This window comes from Robinsoniella sp. RHS, assembly GCF_001029355.1.
In the GTDB taxonomy this organism is placed as follows: Bacteria; Bacillota; Clostridia; order Lachnospirales; family Lachnospiraceae; genus Robinsoniella; species Robinsoniella peoriensis.
Genome location: NZ_JNGB01000014.1, coordinates 58,938 through 75,915 on the forward strand (window position 1 = coordinate 58,938; position 16,978 = coordinate 75,915).

The following is a 16,978-nucleotide window of genomic DNA, read 5'->3' on the forward strand; positions in this document are numbered from 1 at the left end:
ATAATATGTTATACTATAAAAATAGTAACTGTACATCAGCAAACATAGAAAGGACGACTTATATGGAACTAGGTGAAGGTTTAAAGAAAATATTTCTGGCAGGCGTTGGCGCAATTGCTACCACAGCGGAATCTACCATGGAGATCATAGATACCCTTGTAAAAAAAGGTGAGATTACCGTTGAACAGGGTAAGGTATTAAATGAAGAGTTAAAGCGGAATGCCAAAGAAAAAATGAACGACCATGTAACTGTCAATATTGTAAGGGAATACAAAGATGTCATGAAAGCAGTAAATCACATGACCGAAGAGGAACTGGAAGCATTAAAAGAAAAAATTGCTGCAATGGAGAAAGAAAAGCCAAACTGCTCCTGTGAAAACGGGGAAGATTGCTGCTGTAACTCTTCTGATGAAAGTGAGAATTGCTGCTGCAGTTCTGACGAAACCGAAGATTGCTGCTGCAAATCGGCGGAAGCACAAAACGATATAAGCGGAGAAGAAAAGGATCATGACCAATGATACTTTGAAACAGGACATCCCCCCACTGAATACCAGGGAGGAAGATTTCCCCGGCGGTCGTCTGAAAGACATCCTGGACGTACTGAAAAAGCATCATATCACCCGTGGCTTATCGCCGGTAAAGCTGCGGGAAATATTAGAAGATCTGGGTCCTACTTATGTAAAGCTGGGACAAATCATGTCTATGCGCTCTGATATGCTGTCGGAAGCATATTGCAAAGAACTTTCAAGACTTCGTACGCAGGTGAAGCCCTTGTCTTTTGATATCATAAAATCTGTTATAGAAGAAGAGCTTGGACGGCCATCGGGTGAGATATTTTTAAAAATTGATCCGCTGCCTCTGGGCTCTGCTTCTATTGCCCAGGTGCATATGGCGTCTTTATCAGATGGTACAAACGTTGTAATAAAAGTACAGCGACCGGCAATTAAAGAAACCATGTCCAATGACATAAAACTTCTTAAGAAAGCAGTCCGTATTTTAAAAATAACAATGGGAACCGGTAATTTAATTGATTTTAAAACGGTTCTGGATGAGCTCTGGAAAACCGCACAGGAAGAGATGAATTTCCTGCTGGAAGCCAGAAACCTGGATTTATTTTATAAAAACCAGGAAGAAATTGTCTACATCACCTGTCCTCAGGTTCTGCACGAATACACCACTTCCCGCATGCTGGTTATGAATTATATCGAAGGAATCCCCATTGATCATATTACAGATCTGGAAAAACAGGGCTATGACATGACGGAAATTGGAGAAAAGACAGCGGAGAATTATTGTAAACAAATTCTGGAAGACGGTTTCTTCCATGCTGACCCCCATCCCGGCAATATCCGCATCTCAGGCGGACAGATTGCATGGCTGGATCTTGGTATGACCGGTCATTTATCTGAATTTTACAAACAGCTCTTAAGAAGGGCCATACTTTCTATCTTAAAAAACGATATTTATGAGCTAAAAAATGTACTTCTGGCTTTAGGCGAAGCAAAAGAACGAATTAACCATGCCCGGCTGTATACGGATATTGATGACATTGTAAGTAAATATGTCTCCATGGATTTTGGCAATATGAAACTGGGAGAACTGATCGAAAAACTCCTGGATATGGTAAAGGAACACCACATAGCCATTAATATGGATATTACACTGCTGGGGCGAAGTATGATTACAATGGAAGGCACGCTCAGCATCTGCTCACCCAAAGTAAATATACTGCAGATTCTCTCTGCCCACATGTCATCGCTCTTACTAAAGGAATTGGACTGGAAAAAAGAGATTTTGCACAAAGGCCGATCTATCTACACTTCCTTTGATAAGTTCCTGGATATTCCGGCTCAGTTGTCCGATCTCCTGAATATAACGAAAAATGGTCAGGCAAAAATAAATCTAGAGATACCTGATTCCAGGGAATTCCTATATGGAATGCACCGTATGACGGACCGATTGGTTCTGGGAATTCTGGCTGCTGCATTATTTATCGGCTCCAGCCTCATCTGTATGACCGATATAACTCCGGAAATCTTCTATATGCCATGGATTAGTTTTGCCGGGTTTTCTCTTTCCGGGATTCTGATAATCTGCCTGCTGATTCAAATTATTTTCAGACGAAAAAAATAAGCTTTGATTTCCGTAATGACCGGATATCAAAGCTTATTCTTTTTATTCCTTATCGCCATTAACTGCCCCCAGACGCACAGATGGTTTTGTTTTCCCGTGGAAATCACTCCCCATGGTTTTTATCAGTCCCAATCTGTCTGCCAGTTCACAGTAGTATGCAGTCTGCTCTGGATAATTGGGCGATTCCTATATATGGAATTCCCCGTCTACCTTTCTATCCTTCGTATAATACTCCTTGTCACGCTCCGTTATCTGACGCATAACCCTGCATGGATTTCCTACCGCCACTACGTCTGCAGGTATATCGTGGGTAACTACACTGCCTGCTCCAATAACCGAATTCTTTCCGATTCGGACTCCCGGTAAAATCACTACATTCGAACCGATCCAGACATCATCTTCAATTACAACCGGAATGGAAAACTGCGTACCCCGGCGGCGGAATTCATAATTTACCGGATGACCGGTAGCGGAAATTGTTACATTCGGTGCAATCATGACATGATCTCCGATATACACATCAATATCATCCACAATTGTCAGATTAAAGTTAGCATAGAAATAATCTCCAATATGTACATTACATCCATAAGACATAAATACCGGTGCTTCAATCCAGATGTGTTCTCCCATTTCTCCAAGAAGTTTTCCCAAAATCTCTTTTTTTGCCTTCAGGTCAGAGGGACGGGTTGCATTATAATCAAAAATCAATTCTTTGCAATCCTGTCTCTGTTTCTCAATTAATTTCTCATATCTCTGATCCTCTTCACTTTCATTTCCTTCTTCGTAGTATAAAAATCCTTTTTCCATGCGTTCTTTTAATGTCATCTCTGCCTCCATATTTAAAAACTTCTGATTTGATCTGCCTCATCTTCCAAGGTCTTTTCAATCGACCGAATCACAATATAATATCCATAATTGTCATTTACCCTGATAAAAATACGGTCATTTACCTTGTGTCCCATAATTGCTTTTCCAATGGGAGATTCCGTACTGATTAATCCTTTCATGGAATTTCCTCTGATGGATGTAACCAGCCTGAATTTTTCAGAAACTTCGTCTTCTTCAAAATAAACTTCTACTGTATTATTTAATCCCACTTCATCTTCCCTGGAATCATCGGTAATAATCTCTGCTGTTTTCAGCATCCTCTCCAGATAACGGATTCTGCTTTCATTTTTGTTCTTGTCCTTTTTAGCCGCATGGTATTCAAAATTTTCACTCAGATCTCCATGTGCTCTGGCTTCCTTCACTGCTTCCAGTGCTTCTTTGCGCACAACCAGTTTTCTGTGCTCGATTTCTTCTTCTATCTTCTTTACATCGCTTTTCGTCAGCTTTTCCCGCATTTTGGCTCCTTTCTTCCAGATTGATTCCTTATTAGTTACTTGTTGGTTTTTGGTTTGTTCCAGTTTTTTCTGTTAATGATGCCAATTATATACTATCCTGCTCTGTTTGTCATTGCATTTTTTTGCGGAACTTCCCGATTTAATTCGGTTTATTTTTCATTATTTACCCTTATCTTTATGGCATAATTTACGATACTCCGCCGGCGAGACACCGTAATGCCTTTTGAACTGAATATAAAAGGTCTGCCTGGAATTCATCCCGATCAGAAGATCAATCTCACCAATGGGAATCCGGGAGTTTTCTAACAGATCTTTTGCAGCTTTCATTCGGCATTCCATTACATACTGCCAAATTGTACATCCGGCTTCCCGTTTGAAAATCCGTTCCATGTAAGTGGAATTTAAGTGAACCTGTTCTGCTATTTCCTGTATATTTGAGAGCTTGCAGAAATAATTTCTGATATACTCCTTTATCTGGACTATATATGCCTTAACGGAAGGATTTTTACTGTAATAAGCATCTGCTGTATCCATTAAGAATTTATTCGTCAGCGTAGCAATATATATTTCCCGGTTTTTATCCTGGCATTCACTGTGCAGCCTTCCGAAATCCCCGAGCAGCAGATGTGCATCTTCAATCACGCTGCATCCGTTCAACTGACGCAGAAATTCTCCCAGCTGCCTGTCATGCTCTGCCAGGGCGGCAAAAGAAAGCATGGGTATGTTCATTTCTTTTAACCGGAACTCCCCTCCCATAACTGTGCAGGGTACATTTCGGTCAAAGACTTTTTGATGTGGATATTCTCCTTCTATAATGATCATATTTTTCTTTTTTAATCTGTATTCTTTTTCACCGACGATATAAGTGCAGGCACCTTCTAAGATATAATTTATTTCCAGGCCCCCATGTGAATGCTTTTCCATACTGTAACATTTCCAATTCCCATTCACATAACAATGCTGGGGCCAAATGATCTGATTTTCTACTTTTGGACTTTCCATAATGTTCTCCTTATGTTAAAAATACAAACCTATCATAAAATATCCAGTCCGAAAAGTCCATAGTATAAACTACTTTTCTGATATAAAATGTATAAAAAACCAGAAAGGAAATAATTATGTACACAGCTGATCCTACAAGATACGACAATAAAATGCAATATCATAAATGCGGAAACAGCGGCCTGTATCTCCCGGCATTATCCCTGGGAATGTGGCACAACTTTGGTTCCGTCAATAACTTAGAGGATATGAAAAAAATTCTGTTCACCGCATTTGATAACGGAATTACTCATTTTGACCTCGCCAATAATTACGGTCCGGTCTATGGCAGTGCAGAAACCAATATGGGACAAATCCTGAAATCTGACCTGATGCAGTACCGGGATGAACTGATCATTTCATCCAAAGCCGGATACGACATGTGGAAGGGGCCATATGGTAACGGCGGTTCCCGTAAATACCTCACTGCAAGCCTGGATCAAAGCCTGAAGAAAATGGGACTTGATTATGTAGATATCTTTTACCACCACAGACCCGACCCGGATACCCCCCTGGAAGAAACCATGCTGGCACTTGACCAGATTGTGCGCCAGGGTAAAGCCTTATATGTTGGCATATCCAATTATAAAAAGGAAGAAGCCAGCAAAGCATATGCTATCTTAAAAGAACTGAAAACACCATTTGTCATCCACCAGCCTTCCTATTCCATGTTAAACAGATGGATAGAAGAAGATGGATTAAAAGACTTCTTATTCGACCACGGTATAGGCTGCATCGCATTCAGCCCGCTTCAGCAGGGCATACTAACCGGTAAATATTTAAACGGTATTCCTTCTGATTCCCGTATAGGAGGTCACAAAAGCCCCTATTTACACGAAAAAGACTTGAATGCCAAAATGCTTCATAAGGTTCAGCAATTAAATGAACTTGCTGCAAATAGAGGCCAATCGCTGACCCAGATGGCCCTTGCCTGGATTTTAAGAGATGGAAAGGTAACCTCCGTACTCATCGGTGCAAGTAAGCCGGAGCAGATTCTGGAAAATATAAAGGCACTTGAAAACACCTCTTTTACAGAAGAAGAACTGAAACAAATAGATAGTATCGTCTGCCATTCATAAGTATTGTGAGGGTTTGTCAAGATCCTAACGTAAAAAATCAGGTCAGAAACCTTTATTGGATTTCTGACCTGATTTTGCACTGCTTCCGTGCAATTGGACTTACTTACTCTTTTCTCCCAGACACCACCATACAGCCTTTCATATAAGTAAGGGAAATGTCCATTTTCTGCTTATCCATATAATCAGCAATCTCATTTTGTAATCCGATGTAATTTTCCGCATCCTTTCTGTCCATCCCATGGTTCATAAAATAAGCCGTGATATTTTTTTGCTCTTCCTTGCTTATTCTCTTTTCCCATCCATGTATTTCCATCAAATCAGACAGCAATGCCCCATACTCATCCATTTTAGGCGTGATAAAGGTTACCTTGTCATTCATCCGGACATCTATATCCACAAGTCCATTCTTTTTCATAAGATGGGGAAGTTTCATTGCAATCGCATAATCTCTGCCCTGTATTTCATATTCTCTTCTCCAGATTTTCTTTAATCCTTCATGCTCACAAAGATCGCCATAATCCATTCCTTCAATGTAAAGTCCATTACATTCAAATTTCCGGTTTACTTCCATACAGATTATCCATCCACTCTTTTTTGCAAATGATATCATTTTCTGCAAGAATCTTTCCGGCTGATCTGTATGGCGTAATACTAACCCCTTCCAGTCCTTTCTTTTTAAATAACTCTTTGCCTTCCTGCAAAAGTTTCTGGTTAAAATCAATCCCTGTATAGGAACTTCCCTCAGGGAGTAATGGTAATAATAAGAGTCCCAGCGCTCCATAGCCACATCCACAATCCAAAATGTTTACCGGTTCCTTAATTAAAAATACATCTCTCAACAAAAATTTCATATAATCCATATTCCAAATGGATCGTCTGGATTTTATTAAATATTCTTTTTTACTGTCCCAATAATTCTTCTTGCCGGTCTCCGTCAAGATATATTCTTCTCCCGACAGGGGACGCAGTCCAAGCAGCTCATCCACAGTAATCTGAAAATACTCTGCTAACAGGGGCAGCATAGCCACATCGGGCATAGTAACGCCATTTTCCCACTTGCTGACTGTCTGGAAAGTCACTCCTATAGCACTGGCTAAATCCTGTTGTGTCAGCCCCTGTTTCTTTCTAAGATCTAATATCCTTAAATTTATCGTTCTCATTCTACTTCCCCCTTATATTTGATAAATTTATGGTATCATACAAAATAATAATTGTATTGATCTTATTTAGATAGTAAATTCACTTAGCGAGGGAATTATTTTATCTCTTTCTTCCCCAGCCGCACATCCTCCATATAATCAGCCATTTCATCCGACATATGGTTAAACAGGTAATTCCGGCTGTTTTGCCGTTTCGCCAGACATTCATTTCGAATCTCATTATTCACGATTTCAATTTCCTCTTTCAGCCCCCTTGCAGAGAGCAGATTTCCACCTTGTCCCATGATAATTACCTGTTCCAGGCGATCAGAAGTAGCCACTGTCACATGATATTTTCTTCCAATCTCATGCACTACTTTCTCAATGTACTGATCTGCCGTCTCCGCTTCCTTCGTATAAACCACATGAATATTGTTGTACAAAAGCACCTCTCCAATATTCCCTTCCACCTTATAAGCATCAAAAACCAGAATCAGAGTACACTTTTTATATCCCTGATAATTGCATAGTATATCCATCAGTTTATTTCTGGCACTCTCAATATTGACTTCTGCCAGATCTTTGAGTTCATCCCATGAAAAAATGATATTATAGCCATCCACCAACAGATACTCATCCTGCATATCCGGTTTCTGCCTGATCTTTACTTTGGTCTCGTCTTTATTTACAGAGGTACTGCGAAACGAGGAATCACTTCGTTCCCGTTTAATCGGTCCAAATGTCCTGACAAAGATTTCCTCTAATTCTTTTTCACTTTGCCAGCCCCCCGACTCCCCCGGCACAGACGATGAGGATAGCGCTTCTGAAATACCTCTTTTCACCTCCACCTCCGGTAAGGATAATCCGCTTTCCACATGCATATATTCCTGCACCTGATCCCACTTAACCACAAAGCCTGCCCCATGAGAGCAGAAAACAGACCCGGTAGGATTATCCAGATCATGTTCAGAATCATACCCAATTGTTTCTATTACTTCATCTGCATTATGGCAGGGCGCATATCCTTTAAATGTACAGAACAACCTGCCTCTTCCTTTGGTATATGCGATTACCTCCGTCTGATAATCCCTCATAGTCACTACCGGCGCAGTTCCCGAAAGAACAGACATTTCCCCTTCCATCAGAGGCGATCCAAAGGTTCCGTGCATTTTCTGCATATCCGCTAATGCCCTTCCAATCATTTCCGCCGGGACTTCTAAACGATATTCATAGTACGGTTCCAGCAAAATACTTTTTGCTTTCTTTAACCCCTGTCTGACAGCCCGATAAGTCGCCTGTCTGAAATCTCCGCCTTCCGTATGCTTTTGGTGCGCCCGTCCTGTAACTACCGTAAGCTTCATATCTGTAATGGGTGATCCTGTCAGTACTCCTAAATGCTCCTTTTCCTCCAGATGTGTCAAAATCAATCTCTGCCAGTTTCGATCCAATATATCTTCACTGCAGGCAGACGAAAACTGTAAACCGCTTCCCGCCTCCAAAGGCTCCATCAGTAAATGAACTTCCGCATAGTGGCGAAGGGGTTCAAAATGCCCCACCCCTTCTATCGCTTCCTGTATGGTCTCTTTATATAAAATATTTCCGGTACCAAATTCAACCGCAACGCCAAACCGTTCCAAAATCAGTCTTTTTAAAATCTCGATCTGCACTTCCCCCATCAGCTGGGCATGAATCTCATTTAGCTGTTCATTCCATACAATATGCAGCAGCGGATCTTCTTCTTCCATCTGTCGCAGCTGCAAAAGCATACGGTGTACGTCACACTCCGGCGGAAGCTGAATCTGATAGGTCAGAACCGGTTCTAAAACCGGGATCTCAGATGCTGCTTCTATCCCCAATCCTTCGCCGGGATAAGTTTTACTAAGGCCTGTAACTGCACACACACTTCCTGCCTTAGCCTCATTTACCATCTCATATCTGCTCCCGGAATAAATACGGATCTGATCTGCCTTTTCCTCCCAATATTCAGATTCTTCCCCGGTTCCTCTTTCAGCAGTACTCCCCGAACCATTAGACAGAAGAGTTTTCACTTTCAGGCTTCCTCCCGTAATTTTCATATATGTCAGCCGGCTTCCCTGGTCATCTCTCGCAATCTTATAAACTTTTGCCCCAAACTCTTCCGGAAATACCTTAGGTTTCATATATGTTTCAATCCCTTTTAGAAATTCTTCAACACCGGTAAGTTTTAGTGCAGATCCAAAGAAACAGGGGAACACTTTTCTTGCCATTATCAATCTGATAATATCTTCCGTCTCTAGCAATCCCGTTTCCAGATACCGTTCCAGGGATGTCTCGTCGCACATTGCAAGATTTTCCATAAAGTCATCCCGGTTCTGCTCTGTTCCAAAATCGGTACACCCTTCATCCAGCCTTTTTTTCAATTCTGCCATTAGTGCTTCTTTATCCGTTCCATTCTGGTCCATTTTATTTACAAACAAAACCACAGGAATCTGATAGCGTGCCAGCAGCCTCCATAACGTCTGGGTATGCCCCTGAACTCCATCAGCCCCATTTATAACAAGGATTGCATAATCCAGTACCTGAAGCGTACGCTCCATTTCCGCTGAAAAATCCACATGCCCGGGGGTATCCAAAAGAGTCACCTGTGTTTCTCCCAAAGTAAATACTGCCTGTTTGGAAAAAATGGTAATCCCCCTTTCCCGTTCCAGTTCATAGGTATCTAAAAATGCGTTCCCATAGTCTACTCTTCCCAATTTCCTTATACTGCCGCTCAGATACAGCATACTCTCAGACAACGTTGTCTTGCCTGCATCTACATGGGCTAAAATTCCTATTACTAATTTTTTCATTTGCATTCTCACTTATATCATATTACTTTATTTTCATTCGTTATATCCGGAATTAACATGAAACCGAATAAAAATATTATAACATTCCTGTCCGCTGATGACTATTATAAAGTAAAATAAAATGTTGAGAACCGTTTAAAGCCCCTCCGCTATTCGGAGAGGCCTTTATCTGCTGCAGCGATTTCCCTGCAAAATGTCTGTAACCTTTTATTGAGGTCTACCTCATAACCAACAGACGTTCATCAATTCTTCTAGCATAACTATAAGTATAATTTTCAAAATATTTCCCCCAGAACCTTAATGCTGTCGGATTCATTGTTTCACAATCAACGCCAAGATATGTCTTACCTTCACTTTCACATATCTGGCATAGATATTCCAATAACTGTTGTGCCACGCCATACTTTCTATAATTTTTTTCCACATAGGCACCACATATATTAGATATGGACGGATGTTCTGATAAAAAAGTTTCCCCCACATCGTCCAGAGCCATATAACCAATAATTTTCCGGTCTTTTTCAGCAGCAAAGATTCTGACATGATCTTCGTAAAACCATTCAGAATTTTCATCTGTACTTTTCCAAAAAAACGTGGGGGCTTTACGAAGATGGTGTATCAGCCCCATTTTCAGTGGCTCTGCTAATCGTTTTTCTCTGCCTGTTAGCTCTCTGCATTTTAATTCCCTATCTGCTTTTTCCACAATTTTTCTGTCAGACAGCCTAAGCATTGCATCCGCACATCTTATACCAAACCCATTCATAATAAGACTTCTGCCGGCTTCGTCATCGTGTGCATATCTGCTCAAAGCAAATCCACAGATCCCGTTTTTGACGATCTCTTCTGCTGCCTCTGCAAATAAAAGAGATGCCAGTCTGCCTCTGTCCGTTCCTGAAAAAGCACTTCCTCCAATTGGTGAAAATACCCCTCTCACATTTCCAAAAGCTCCTTCTATCGGGCCTGTGAAGGCCAAATAGCCGATTAGAGTATTGTCCAGAATTGCGGCTTTTCCAAGTCTGTTTTGGAATAATACTTCTATGGTATGGCTAAGCTTATCCCTAAAATCATCCTGTATTAATAATCTACAACTCCTGAGCTCCTGCTCATATTCATTTACAGCAAGTGCAACCGCACCTTTCAGATATCTATTCTCTAAATCTTTTAATTCTATCACCTCCGCCACCTCCTATGCTATCTTTGATTTTTATTCTTATTCTTTTTCATTTTACCGGATCTTGTACTGCTTTTTCCTCTCCATGAATTATTTTCCTCATTCAGGGTGCAATACAATTCCCACCTGGATTTTGACAGTGTCTGATTCTGAATAGCCCCTATGATAGCACAGCCAGGTTCCGTCATATGTCTGCAATCAGAAAAACGGCATTGGCTGATAAGTTCTGATATATCCGTAAATGTGTTTTCTAACCCTTCATTCACCTCACACATCCCCAGTTCTCTTATCCCTGGAGAATCTATGATTGTCACCCCCGATGGAAGGGTAATTAACTGTCTATGTGTGGTAGTGTGGTGTCCTTTCGAATCTGATTCACGTATTTCACTAACCTTCATAATGTTTTTTCCAGTAATTGCATTTATCAAAGTTGATTTCCCAACCCCGGAAGATCCTGCTAAAACAATCGTTCTGCCTTCTTGCAAGTATGCGTCGAGGCAGTCCATCCCTTCTCCTGTCAGTGCGCTGACTGCGCATACATCTACATTTTCTGAGATGCAGCTCACTTCTCTCACATATTTTTCTTTGTCTTCACAGAGATCTGCTTTAGATAGGATCACAACCGGCCTGGCTCCACCCTGCAAGGTTACCGTAATATATCTTGTGATGCGATTAAGATTGTAATCTTTATTCAATGAAACAACGATGAATACGAAATCAAAATTTGCAGCTAATATTTGTTCTTTCATATTTTTAACAAATCCTGCTGCATGTCCTGACTGGTCTGGCCGCTTCAAAATGCTTTTTCTCTCAAGGACTTCTCTGATCAAAGAAACTCCATAAGGATTATGTTCAAACATAACATAATCACCAATTGCCGGAAGATCCCTATCCTCTTTATAAAACGTGCCCTTTAACTGGGCATTTACAATTCCATCTTTAGATTCGATTGTATAGATTTTACGTTGGACCTCACAGATCCGGCCCTTAATAATACTTTCTTTTTTAACTATTTTCAAATTATTTCCTCCAATTTTGGGTACAAAAAAACTTGCCCATTGGCAAGTCTGTTTTATACAGTATTTACGAAAGGGTTACACGCACACATCAGTCTTAGACCCTGTGTACACAGTATTAAATTAATTATAAATCACCATTTCCAGTTTTTTCATAATACATTCACTCCTTTCGAATATCAAAATCGGGTTATTATTTGCCCCTATAGTTTAATTCACAATGGGTATTTTGTCAATAGTTCTCTTTAAAAAGGTTCTCTTTAAAAAGGATAGGCAAAAGTGCTAGCGCGTGTTTGAAAATTCATTCCTGCCATCTGCACGCCCCACTTTGCGGCATATTTGCCCCGAATTCAGGTTACGTAGCCCGCTACGCGCCCTTCATCCGGGACAAATCTCCCACAAACTGTGACGCACAGCTGCCAGAAAGCAATTTTAAAACACGCTCTAGCATTCTAAATTTCCTGTGATTTGAACAGTCTGACAGCGCTCCAGATACATACCATAACAAATACAATCGCTACCAGTATCTGACCAGCTACTCCCTGAACAGTAACAATACCAGAGACTGCGCCTGCCGATGCCAAAAGCAATCTCCCTGGCATTAGTCCCCCAATGGCTGGAAAATAAGCAGAAGCGATCAGGAGTAAATATCCTCCAAACGCAAAGATTGCAGAGCTCACCGCCGTTTTTGCTATGGAACTTGCCAATATCGTAACCGCAAGCAAAACAATAGCAAACATTAGATATAAGACAGCACTAATGAATACATCCCATAGCCGGCCTGCAATGCCAAACAGGTAATAGGTATACCCCCAGCATAATAGTAATGCCGGTAAAAAAGCTGCCACAACTATTAAGACAGCCGCACAGTATTTTGCAATAATAAAATGTGCCGGGGGGAGATTTTTCGTGAGCGTTAATGCTGCTGTTTTACTGATTTTTTCACCGGAGACAGCACTCATGAATAATAAGAGAATGGATATTCCTCCTATCTGTGCCAGGTTATTATAAAATTGGCCCCAGCTATCCGCCCACACAGGTTCCGTTACGAGTATTGGAGCTTCACTTCCCATGGCAAGGCTGATAATTTCCCGCATATAGCGCGCTAAAATCGGACTTGCCATTCCAAATAACATAAAAATACCCATCAGAATGTAGATCTTATTGGTACGATGTCCTTCAATCAATTCTTTTCTATAAAAGGTTATAAAACTACTCATTCGATGTCACCTCCATAAAAATATTCTCCAGTGTGGGTGCTGAAACCTGGTATTTCTCTAAAACTGCCTGGGATTCTAACAACATGTGAGGGAGTATTTTTCCTAGCATCTGCATATCAGATGCATAAAGCTTTAACTCAAAATTATTGCATTTTTCATATAGAACATCTTTGCAATTAGAAAAAATCTTCATCATTCGTTCGCAATCCTCCTCCGTGTAGAATTTAATCTGTGCCGACTTTCCCGCATATTTTTTCTTTATTTTTTCCATTGAACCGGCCTCAACAATCTTTCCATGGTCCATAATGACTGCATAATCACAGGTGGACTCCACATCAGCAAGGATATGCGTGGAGAAAAACACGGTCACACTTCCTTGTAAGGAACGAATAATTTCCATCACTTCATATCTGCCAATAGGATCGAGGGCACTGATTGGCTCATCTAAGAAGATAGTTTTCGGAGAATTCATAAGTGCCTGGGCGATTCCAAGGCGTTGCTTCATCCCCCTTGAATATCCGGATATTGCTTTTTTGGTATCTTGTAATCCAACCTTTTCTAATAGGTATTTTGTCCGCATCCCGCGCTGTTTCGCACTCATTCCATACAGTCTGCCACAAAAATCCAGATATTCATGTGCCGCAAGATAACTATAAAAGCTGGGTACATCCGGTAAATAGCTGATATCAGAATTGCTATTTTCTCCATAAACCCGTTCTCTGCCGTGAAGGATAATTTTTCCTGAGGTGGGACGTGCCAGCCCAACCAGCATTCTGATGGTAGTTGTTTTTCCGGCTCCGTTTCTTCCCAAAAATCCACAGACCGAACCCTGTGGAATATTTAAACAGAGGTTATCCACTGCATGAAAATCCTTGTACTGCTTGGTTAAACCAATTGTTGTAATGGCGTCCATACAATTACTCCTTTCCATCCGATGCATCTTCATCCAATTGCTTTGCTCCCAATGCAAAATAAATTACCGGTCCAATCAGGCTTACCGCAATAACAACAATCATCCATATAAGCTTTTTATCTAAAGATGCGTTTTTTCGCAGAATACTGATTAGTGACACAATCATTAATACACCTTGCAGTAAAATAATGGGAACAAGTATCGGAATTAAATTCTTGATTTGTTCCATCGTGAGTTGAATCCCCATAAAATCATCTCCTTTATTACTGACAACTTGTCAGTTAGTTATCAAAATAATATCAACGACACCATAAAGTATCGTTGATATTAGAATGTATTTTCTTTGCAGCCTAATACTTTCTCTAGCAGCTGATTGAAAACAGTTAAATACTTTTTGGCAGCCTCCATATCCTCTGCATAAAAATCCCTGCTGTTTAAAGTAAACAGATAAGATGTTATTAAAAAAACGGAGACTTCTTTGGGATGATCTACAGAAAAAACCCCAGAGTTATTACCCTGAACTAAAATGGACTCAAAATACTCCGCCATAGTTTCCGCAGACTTTCGCAAAATCTGATCTATCATATAAGTATTTTCAGGCATCCGGACTGCTTCTTGTAAAGAACGGTTTTCTCTTGTATTAGCTGATTCAGGAATAATCGTCGCACTAAAAAATAGTTTTACTTTTTCTACCGGACTTAACGTATTGTCAAATGTTATTTTACGCAGTGACATATTTACAGCTGCAGCTTCTACTTCAACAATATGCTTTAAAATATCCTCCTTAGACCTAAAGTGATAATAAAGCAATCCACGGGAAATTTTCAGATCATCTACGATATCCTGTGTCGTAACATTTGTAAAACCTTTTATCAAAAACAATTTTTTAGCTGACTGGATGATTTCTGCCCTGCGAACTTCCGGTTCCTTCACCTGTCTCATAATTATCCTCCTTAATTTATTATAGAATAACACGCAACTGACAAAGTGTCAATTAAGCTTTTAGAAAAATATATAAAAAAACCTCCCAGAGCAAAAGTCCTGAGAGGTCTTGAATGGTATTGAATTGTCCCGAAAAGTATAATTATCTCTTGGTGAACTGTGGACGCCCAAAACACGCCATTTCCAAGCCATTTGTCAGTTACCTGTTTGTTACCCATAAATTTTGACATTATCCTATACTACTTTATTACTTAATTTCAAAATTTTGCTTTCATTTACATTATAACACTTAGATAAAAAACATCCTGCCCATAAAACTCCTGCAAAATTTTATACATGACACGTCTTTTAGACCCAATTTTTTCTATATTTTTTATATCCAATTATTACATTTCTCCTGATATGTCGCTGCAATTTTATTTTTTCCTTTTCATACATCGGAACTCCTTTTACCTTTTCCAAAAAGAAATAAGATTCCATTAATGCAACTAAATCTCTTGGAGCATAACTTAGTCTATTAGGTTCGTCACAAATTTCTTTCAATATATTTTCAAAATTAAGAACCTCATACTCTTCTTGCTTGACTGTCGTTTCCCCTATTTTCATTTCTGTATTTGTTTTAGTGCCACCCCATGAAATAAAGGGAACTTCTTTCACTGAAAATGCCCCTTTTGAAACGTCATCCTGCATTAATGTAACTCTGCCTGAATTCTCTCCGCCTTTGCTTTTGACCTCTAAAGATTTTCCAATAATTTTCTGCTATATTCCATCTTAACTAATTGTGTAAATAATGGTTCATATACCTTTGAAAGAATTTCTGAATAAAAATCTCTATTCTTCTCTTTGAAATATTTGTATAATGTCCATACTCCGCCAATCACTACAGTGACGCATGTAATAATGGGTAGGGCATATGACACTATGTTCTTCAATACTGGTAATAAATTATCCATTGAAATCAGTCCTTTACAAACCACCTTTTTAGTGGTATATTTTAAGTAGAAAAGGAACAACCGCCCACAAGGTGGTTGACCGATTACGAAGATAGCAAAGCCACCCAAACCGACCAAGTATCAGGGTGGTTTTTGCTATGTATAGCTACTTACAAAACGTAAAAACGAAAGTAAGCAATGCCAAAAGGAACAGACCAAAGGTCATCAAATCCTTAAAATCAAAATGATTTTTCATAGGCATCACCCCCATTCTTTTAGAATGAGGTCAACGCACCCTGTAACGCGATTGTCCTTGTGTCCATAATATCATAATCAACAGCTCCATTCAATCTACTTTTTCCTAATAAACATTATTTAATCCGCCATGTACTGTCTTCCACAAGACATAACAAAAACTTTTCTATTTGTCAGTTACGAGTTCGTTACTTGTCAGTTACCCATATAATTCCGCAGCATTTTAGATTACTTAATGGTTATTCAAAATATAAAAGAACCCTTGAAAACACTGAGTTTTCAAGGGTTCTTTTAATTTTCTTATAATACTTCTTATTATCTCTTGGAGAACTGAGGTGCACGACGAGCTGCTTTGAGTCCGTATTTCTTTCTTTCTTTTGCTCTTGGATCTCTTGTTAAGAATCCTGCTTTTTTCAGAACTGGTCTGAAATCGCTGTCTACCTGAAGTAATGCTCTGGAGATACCGTGTCTGATGGCACCAGCCTGTCCTGTTGTTCCACCACCATGTACGTTTACTAAAACGTCATATTTATCGTTGGTCTCTGTAGCTACTAACGGCTGACGTACGATAACTTTTAATGTCTCAAGACCTAAATAGTTGTCGATGTCTCTTTTATTAATAGTAACTTTACCTGTTCCAGGTACTAAATATACTCTTGCGATTGATTTTTTTCTTCTTCCTGTTCCGTAGAATTTTGCATTAGCCAATGTTTTTTACCTCCTTCTTAAAATGTTAATACTTCTGGTTTCTGAGCTGCATGATTATGCTCTGCACCAGTGTACACGTGAAGTTTTGTCATCATGGATCTTCCTAAAGGTCCTTTTGGAAGCATGCCTTTAACTGCAAGCTCGATAACTCTTTCCGGCTTCTTGTTTAACATTTCTCTTAAGGTAGTCTCTTTCATTCCACCAACGTAGTCTGAATGATGATAATAAATCTTCTGATCTAATTTCTTACCTGTT

At 39.8% G+C, this 16,978-nt stretch carries 18 protein-coding genes and 2 pseudogenes; 4 read left to right on the plus strand and 16 right to left on the minus strand.

The features are described from left to right. Nucleotides 1-62 precede the first annotated feature (62 nt). Nucleotides 63-518, plus strand: coding sequence for a phasin family protein (locus RHS_RS07560; protein WP_044289706.1), 456 nt, complete (start codon nt 63-65; stop codon nt 516-518). Continuing rightward, nucleotides 508-2,133, plus strand: coding sequence for an AarF/ABC1/UbiB kinase family protein (locus tag RHS_RS07565; protein ID WP_081998842.1), 1,626 nt, complete (start codon nt 508-510; stop codon nt 2,131-2,133). The genes RHS_RS07560 and RHS_RS07565 overlap by 11 nt, the downstream gene beginning before the upstream one ends. A gap of 186 nt (nt 2,134-2,319) precedes the next feature. On the opposite strand, the gene RHS_RS07570 is transcribed toward RHS_RS07565, so the two are convergent. From RHS_RS07570 to RHS_RS07580, 3 genes are all read right to left on the minus strand, one after another. Beyond that, entirely contained in the window at nt 2,320-2,961 is a 642-nt protein-coding gene (locus RHS_RS07570) for a DapH/DapD/GlmU-related protein (RefSeq protein ID WP_044294976.1), read from the minus strand. Nucleotides 2,962-2,975: 14 nt separating this feature from the next. After that, nucleotides 2,976-3,479 (minus strand): transcription elongation factor GreA, encoded by a 504-nt coding sequence (locus RHS_RS07575; RefSeq protein WP_027296345.1) that lies wholly within the window; start codon nt 3,477-3,479, stop codon nt 2,976-2,978. Between the two features lie 159 nt (nt 3,480-3,638). Then, a complete protein-coding gene (locus tag RHS_RS07580) occupies nt 3,639-4,481 on the minus strand; it encodes an AraC family transcriptional regulator (RefSeq protein WP_027296344.1) in 843 nt (280 codons plus the stop codon). 116 nt (nt 4,482-4,597) lie between these two features. On the opposite strand from RHS_RS07580, the gene mgrA reads away from it, so the two are divergent. Continuing rightward, entirely contained in the window at nt 4,598-5,599 is a 1,002-nt protein-coding gene (mgrA, locus tag RHS_RS07585; RefSeq protein WP_274595943.1) for an L-glyceraldehyde 3-phosphate reductase, read from the plus strand. A 103-nt stretch (nt 5,600-5,702) separates the two neighbouring features. On the opposite strand, the gene RHS_RS07590 is transcribed toward mgrA, so the two are convergent. From RHS_RS07590 to RHS_RS30490, 6 genes and pseudogenes are all read right to left on the minus strand, one after another. Beyond that, nucleotides 5,703-6,170, minus strand: coding sequence for a hypothetical protein (locus tag RHS_RS07590; protein ID WP_047832813.1), 468 nt, complete (start codon nt 6,168-6,170; stop codon nt 5,703-5,705). Further along, on the minus strand, nt 6,148-6,759 hold the full coding sequence (locus RHS_RS30485) for a helix-turn-helix domain-containing protein (RefSeq protein ID WP_395021714.1): 612 nt from the start codon (nt 6,757-6,759) through the stop codon (nt 6,148-6,150). The genes RHS_RS07590 and RHS_RS30485 overlap by 23 nt, the downstream gene beginning before the upstream one ends. A 95-nt stretch (nt 6,760-6,854) precedes the next feature. Then, entirely contained in the window at nt 6,855-9,566 is a 2,712-nt protein-coding gene (locus RHS_RS07605) for an NYN domain-containing protein (protein ID WP_047832814.1), read from the minus strand. A 217-nt stretch (nt 9,567-9,783) separates the two neighbouring features. Next, nucleotides 9,784-10,740 carry a GNAT family N-acetyltransferase gene (locus tag RHS_RS07610; RefSeq protein WP_047832815.1) on the minus strand — a complete coding sequence of 319 codons (957 nt, stop codon included), beginning with the start codon at nt 10,738-10,740 and terminating at the stop codon, nt 9,784-9,786. Between the two features lie 17 nt (nt 10,741-10,757). Next, on the minus strand, nt 10,758-11,756 hold the full coding sequence (rsgA, locus tag RHS_RS07615; RefSeq protein ID WP_081820389.1) for a ribosome small subunit-dependent GTPase A: 999 nt from the start codon (nt 11,754-11,756) through the stop codon (nt 10,758-10,760). Between the two features lie 257 nt (nt 11,757-12,013). After that, nucleotides 12,014-12,130 (minus strand): annotated as a pseudogene (locus tag RHS_RS30490) (DUF6783 domain-containing protein); the annotation flags it as partial. Between RHS_RS30490 and RHS_RS30495 the strand changes: the two are divergent. Beyond that, nucleotides 12,107-12,220 (plus strand): annotated as a pseudogene (locus RHS_RS30495) (DUF6783 domain-containing protein); the annotation flags it as partial. The pseudogenes RHS_RS30490 and RHS_RS30495 sit on opposite strands and share 24 nt — an antisense overlap. Here RHS_RS30495 and RHS_RS07620 read toward each other — a convergent pair. The 7 genes from RHS_RS07620 to rplM form a co-directional block, all read right to left on the minus strand. Continuing rightward, nucleotides 12,206-12,973, minus strand: a complete 768-nt coding sequence (locus RHS_RS07620; protein WP_047832816.1) for an ABC transporter permease — start codon at nt 12,971-12,973, stop codon at nt 12,206-12,208. The pseudogene RHS_RS30495 and the gene RHS_RS07620 sit on opposite strands and share 15 nt — an antisense overlap. Further along, entirely contained in the window at nt 12,966-13,886 is a 921-nt protein-coding gene (locus tag RHS_RS07625) for an ABC transporter ATP-binding protein (protein ID WP_047832817.1), read from the minus strand. The genes RHS_RS07620 and RHS_RS07625 overlap by 8 nt, the downstream gene beginning before the upstream one ends. A gap of 4 nt (nt 13,887-13,890) precedes the next feature. Beyond that, the gene (locus tag RHS_RS07630; protein ID WP_395021717.1) at nt 13,891-14,133 is read right to left on the minus strand and encodes a PLD nuclease N-terminal domain-containing protein; all 243 of its coding nucleotides are present in this window, start codon (nt 14,131-14,133) and stop codon (nt 13,891-13,893) included. A gap of 80 nt (nt 14,134-14,213) precedes the next feature. Then, complete coding sequence (locus tag RHS_RS07635; protein WP_047832818.1) at nt 14,214-14,828, minus strand: TetR/AcrR family transcriptional regulator; 615 nt, start codon at nt 14,826-14,828, stop codon at nt 14,214-14,216. 348 nt (nt 14,829-15,176) lie between these two features. After that, nucleotides 15,177-15,518 carry a hypothetical protein gene (locus RHS_RS07640; protein ID WP_047832819.1) on the minus strand — a complete coding sequence of 114 codons (342 nt, stop codon included), beginning with the start codon at nt 15,516-15,518 and terminating at the stop codon, nt 15,177-15,179. 812 nt (nt 15,519-16,330) lie between these two features. Next, nucleotides 16,331-16,723, minus strand: coding sequence for a 30S ribosomal protein S9 (gene rpsI, locus RHS_RS07650; RefSeq protein ID WP_027296328.1), 393 nt, complete (start codon nt 16,721-16,723; stop codon nt 16,331-16,333). 17 nt (nt 16,724-16,740) lie between these two features. Beyond that, the coding region (gene rplM / locus RHS_RS07655) for a 50S ribosomal protein L13 (RefSeq protein ID WP_047832821.1) at nt 16,741-16,978 on the minus strand (238 nt) is incomplete at its 5' end.

Excerpts from the sequence above, each read along its gene's own strand:
- RHS_RS07640 (WP_047832819.1), bottom strand. The coding sequence starts at position 15,518 with ATGCAGGATGACGTTTCAAAAGGGGCATTTTCAGTGAAAGAAGTTCCC.
- RHS_RS07635 (WP_047832818.1), bottom strand. The coding sequence starts at position 14,828 with ATGAGACAGGTGAAGGAACCGGAAGTTCGCAGGGCAGAAATCATCCAG.
- RHS_RS07590 (WP_047832813.1), bottom strand. The coding sequence starts at position 6,170 with ATGGAAGTAAACCGGAAATTTGAATGTAATGGACTTTACATTGAAGGA.
- RHS_RS07560 (WP_044289706.1), top strand. The coding sequence starts at position 63 with ATGGAACTAGGTGAAGGTTTAAAGAAAATATTTCTGGCAGGCGTTGGC.
- RHS_RS07625 (WP_047832817.1), bottom strand. The coding sequence starts at position 13,886 with ATGGACGCCATTACAACAATTGGTTTAACCAAGCAGTACAAGGATTTT.
- RHS_RS07605 (WP_047832814.1), bottom strand. The coding sequence starts at position 9,566 with ATGAAAAAATTAGTAATAGGAATTTTAGCCCATGTAGATGCAGGCAAG.
- RHS_RS07575 (WP_027296345.1), bottom strand. The coding sequence starts at position 3,479 with ATGCGGGAAAAGCTGACGAAAAGCGATGTAAAGAAGATAGAAGAAGAA.
- mgrA (WP_274595943.1), top strand. The coding sequence starts at position 4,598 with ATGTACACAGCTGATCCTACAAGATACGACAATAAAATGCAATATCAT.
- RHS_RS07570 (WP_044294976.1), bottom strand. The coding sequence starts at position 2,961 with ATGACATTAAAAGAACGCATGGAAAAAGGATTTTTATACTACGAAGAA.
- RHS_RS07620 (WP_047832816.1), bottom strand. The coding sequence starts at position 12,973 with ATGAGTAGTTTTATAACCTTTTATAGAAAAGAATTGATTGAAGGACAT.
- RHS_RS07565 (WP_081998842.1), top strand. The coding sequence starts at position 508 with ATGACCAATGATACTTTGAAACAGGACATCCCCCCACTGAATACCAGG.
- RHS_RS07630 (WP_395021717.1), bottom strand. The coding sequence starts at position 14,133 with ATGGGGATTCAACTCACGATGGAACAAATCAAGAATTTAATTCCGATA.
- RHS_RS07580 (WP_027296344.1), bottom strand. The coding sequence starts at position 4,481 with ATGGAAAGTCCAAAAGTAGAAAATCAGATCATTTGGCCCCAGCATTGT.
- RHS_RS30485 (WP_395021714.1), bottom strand. The coding sequence starts at position 6,759 with ATGAGAACGATAAATTTAAGGATATTAGATCTTAGAAAGAAACAGGGG.